Consider the following 3,975-nt stretch of genomic DNA (forward strand, 5'->3'; position numbering starts at 1 on the left):
AGGACTTTACAGACACTACGATGGTACAATAACAAATGCAGACATAAATGGAGCTGCAAATATCTTGAGGAAAGTATTCCCAAAGGTAAGCCAATGGGATAGGGGCATAGTGGACATGCCCTGTTCTGCAGGATGCATAGAACATCGTGCGGGTTCATGCCGTTTCGCGGCATAACAGAAACCCTTTCTGACGTGGAGTCGGTGAGGGTAGTTCATTTCGTTAATACACTCATGTCCAACAATACCTTTTACGGAATCAAAGTTAGAGAGCTTATAATATTTCTTTTTCCCATGAAGAGATGAAGTCGCTTTTAAAAGTGTTCCGGCTGTTCCGCTTGAACTGCGTACGTGTGACCATTGCAAATATGTTGGATCCTGTTTTTCTAAGATAAGTTTAGCCATTGTTCAACACCTCATTTGGCAAAAAAAACATTTGACGAGCGTCAAATAGAACCAATAAATATATAATCACTATATAATAGACATTCCTGGTGTGAAAGAGTAAATTAATAGTAGTTATCATCATATTTACGCCTGTAGCTTGTAAGTGAGGATTTGAAAAAATAAAGATAGAAAACAGAAAGGCAAACCAGTGTTTAACAGATCAGACATAACCAGAAATCAGTGCCAACTCTTTGGTGGCCAGGCGAAGCTTGGGTACGATTGGTGGTGGCACTCTTTTACTGCAATAGATAGTGAGACGGGCGAAGAAAAGCCCTTTTTTATAGAGTTCTTTTTGTGCAACCCCAAAAGCGGTGGGACTGAGCCGGTACTTGGCCAGCTCCCGGAAAATAAGAAAAAGGGTATAAAACCATCATACCTTATGATAAAAGCAGGATGTTGGGGCAAAGACGCCAGGCAGATCCATAACTTTTATGGTTGGGAAAAGATTGATGTGGATATGGGAGTTCCTTTTTCTATAAAGGCGGGAGAATGCTTTCTAACAGAGAACAAAACCTGGGGAAAGGTGAGTTTGTCCGAAAAAGAGGTGGAAAACCATCCCGAGTATATGTCGGGAAGTGGAGAAATCTCATGGAATCTGACAATCAAAAAGATAATTGCTTTTAATGTGGGATACGGAGCAGGAAATCTTTTCAGAAAACTTCAGCTTTTTGAGATGTTTTGGCATGCTGAAGGCATGAAAACAGAGTATTCGGGAGAGATATTTTTAGACGGTCACAGGTATACGGTTGATCCTAAGACCTGCTATGGATATGCTGATAAGAACTGGGGAAAAGACTTTACTTCTCCATGGGTGTGGCTTTCGTCCAATAATCTTACAAGTAAGCGCCTGGGGAGAAAGCTTGAAAACAGCGTATTTGATATAGGCGGAGGAAGACCTAAAATTGGTCCGATTGCTCTAAACAGAAAACTTCTTTCAGCTTATTGGTACGAAGGAAAGCCTTATGAGTTCAATTTTTCAAAATTTTGGACTTTTACCGGAACAAAGTTTGAGTCTTCGGAAACGGAGGATGAAATAATCTGGCATGTTGAGCAAAAGACTTGTACAAACCGGATGGTTACTGACATAACATGCAAGAAAAAAGACATGCTCCTTGTGAACTACGAAGCTCCAAATGGCAAGAAACTTCACAACCGTCTTTGGAATGGCGGCAATGGAAAAGGCACAGTAAAGCTGTACCACTTTGGAAAGCTTATTGATGAGGTTGTCTGCGAGAATGTTGGCTGTGAATATGGAGAATATGATCAGCAATATTGTATGAATATTAAATCTTCTGCTAAAAAATGGTAAAAGACAAAAGTGTAATGGAAAAATCAGCTCATGACTTACGATAATATAGTAAAAGCCAAGTTTATATCCCGTCCCAACCGGTTTATTGCCGTAGTTAATGTAGATGGCGAAGAAATCAAGGTTCATGTAAAGAACACCGGGAGATGCAAAGAACTATTGATCCCGGGATGCACGGTTTATCTTGAAAAGGCGGATAATCCTGAGCGGAAGACGCCCTATGACCTTATAGCCGTTGAAAAGGATGGAAAAATAATCAACATAGATTCTCAGGCTCCCAACAAGGTTGTTAAGGAATGGCTTGAAAATAGCGGAAAATACAGTAAGATTCAGCCGGAATATAAATATGGCAATTCCAGAATTGATTTTTATATGGAAAAAGAAATATCTGGGAAATCATGTGCTGAAGAGATATCCGGATCAGCTCAAGCGGAAGATATGATACAGCCCTACCTCATGGAAGTTAAAGGGTGCACGCTTTTTAAGAATGGAATAGGGTATTTTCCGGATGCTCCTACAGAGCGCGGAACCAAGCATTTAAAAGAGCTGACTATGGCCTTGAAAAAAGGAATAAAAACAAGAGTTGCCTTTGTTATTCAGGGCGAGGGAATAAGTGAAGTAAGACCAAATGAGGAAACAGATCCTGAATTTGCCAAAGCGTTCTATGAGGCAAAAAATGCAGGAGTTGAAATTGTTTTTTATTTGTGTGAAGTGACACCTGATACATTAAAGATTGTTTCTGAAACGACATTATAGCGACGCATAGAAGATGTGTTTCAGAAATGAAAATGAAACGATATATTTGCACATTTCAATAATAATTATCGTTAATATAGAGCAGTTTAGCAAAAGAAAATAAGAGGATCATATTAGCGGAGGAGAAGGATGAGGGCAGTAGTTACGAGAGTTCTTTCTGCATCTGTGACGATAGATGGGGAAAAATATTCGGAAATTGATAAGGGATTTATGGTTCTTTTGGGAGTACATACGGATGATACAAAGGAAATTGCTGTGAAGATGGCAGATAAAATTTGCGGTCTCAGAGTGTTTGAAGATGAAAACGGCAAGATGAATGTAAATCCAAAGGATGCCGGAGCGCAGCTTCTTATTGTCAGCCAGTTCACACTTTACGCAGATTGCAGATCAAGGCGCCCGGGCTTTACCGATGCGGCCAGACCTGAAATTTCAAATCCACTTTATGAGCTTGTAGTAGAAGAGTGCAGAAACAGAGGCTTTGAAGTAAAAACAGGTGTATTTGGCGCAGATATGAAGGTTGAGTCGATAAATGACGGTCCTGTGACAATACTTCTGGATAGCAGTGACTTTTCTTCTAAAAAGTAGAAGCAGTGATAGCCATATTAATGAAGTTAATATTGTGCTATATGTTTTATCAATGAATTTCTTGTATAATGAACTTCATATGTAAATGGAGGAGAAATAAAATGACAGAAAACAAGAATTCATTTTGGACATTTATGCCGGTAGTGGTATTGGTTGCAATATTTTGCTGCGTGCTGTGGGGAAGCGCATCACCGGCCATTAAGATAGCATATGAACTGTTTAAAATAGATGCAAGCGATACACCATCAAGACTTATGCTTGCCGGAGCAAGGTTCATGCTGGCGGGGGTTATGACTATATTTTTTGGATTTCTTCTTGTTAAAAAAGCTTTGATCCCGCAGAAGTCATCTTGGAAATATATAGTGATCCTGTCTCTTTTTCAGACAATCGGGCAGTACTATTTCTTTTTTATGTCACTTGCCAATACTTCAGGAGTCAGAGGCTCTATCATAAATGCTTCAGGTAATTTCCTGGCACCGCTTTTTGCCATATTTCTTTTTAAGCTTGAAAAAGTATCAGCTAAAAAAATTATCGGCTGTGTGGTGGGATTCTTTGGAATAATCATGTTCTTTGGCGGCATGGGTGCTATAATAAGCGGAGCGCCAATGTCACTTGAAGGCGAAGGCGCAATGCTTGCAGCAGCGTTTTTCTATGCAATATCAGGCTGTAGCATCAAGATTTTTTCAAAGCATGAGAATCCGGTTATTTTGAGCGGCTATCAGTTCTTTATCGGAGGAACGGTACCAATGTCATTTAGATAGTAGAATTCTTGATAACAATATATTATTATAAACATGATAAATCCAAGCAAAATATATCCAGTTCTCGGGTTTACGGTCAAAAATCCTATTTTTGAAAAAGGCAAACAGACGGTCATCAGGGGC

General features: G+C 39.5%; 4 protein-coding genes. All 4 read left to right on the top strand.

Annotated features, from left to right (window positions below; all coding sequences use genetic code 11):
- Positions 1 to 592: 592 nt before the first annotated feature.
- Positions 593 to 1,753 carry a tocopherol cyclase family protein gene (locus tag J6O61_RS13630; RefSeq protein WP_292214355.1) on the top strand — a complete coding sequence of 387 codons (1,161 nt, stop codon included), beginning with the start codon at positions 593 to 595 and terminating at the stop codon, positions 1,751 to 1,753.
- Between the two features lie 30 nt (positions 1,754 to 1,783).
- The gene (gene sfsA / locus J6O61_RS13635; RefSeq protein ID WP_292214357.1) at positions 1,784 to 2,506 is read left to right on the top strand and encodes a DNA/RNA nuclease SfsA; all 723 of its coding nucleotides are present in this window, start codon (positions 1,784 to 1,786) and stop codon (positions 2,504 to 2,506) included.
- Between the two features lie 129 nt (positions 2,507 to 2,635).
- Positions 2,636 to 3,091, top strand: coding sequence for a D-aminoacyl-tRNA deacylase (gene dtd, locus J6O61_RS13640; RefSeq protein ID WP_292214359.1), 456 nt, complete (start codon positions 2,636 to 2,638; stop codon positions 3,089 to 3,091).
- Between the two features lie 101 nt (positions 3,092 to 3,192).
- Positions 3,193 to 3,852 carry a DMT family transporter gene (locus J6O61_RS13645; RefSeq protein WP_292214363.1) on the top strand — a complete coding sequence of 220 codons (660 nt, stop codon included), beginning with the start codon at positions 3,193 to 3,195 and terminating at the stop codon, positions 3,850 to 3,852.
- Positions 3,853 to 3,975: the final 123 nt, after the last annotated feature.

This window comes from Butyrivibrio sp., assembly GCF_017635265.1.
Classification (GTDB): Bacteria; Bacillota; Clostridia; order Lachnospirales; family Lachnospiraceae; genus Butyrivibrio.

Excerpts from the sequence above, each read along its gene's own strand:
- sfsA (WP_292214357.1), top strand. The coding sequence starts at position 1,784 with ATGACTTACGATAATATAGTAAAAGCCAAGTTTATATCCCGTCCCAAC.
- dtd (WP_292214359.1), top strand. The coding sequence starts at position 2,636 with ATGAGGGCAGTAGTTACGAGAGTTCTTTCTGCATCTGTGACGATAGAT.
- J6O61_RS13645 (WP_292214363.1), top strand. The coding sequence starts at position 3,193 with ATGACAGAAAACAAGAATTCATTTTGGACATTTATGCCGGTAGTGGTA.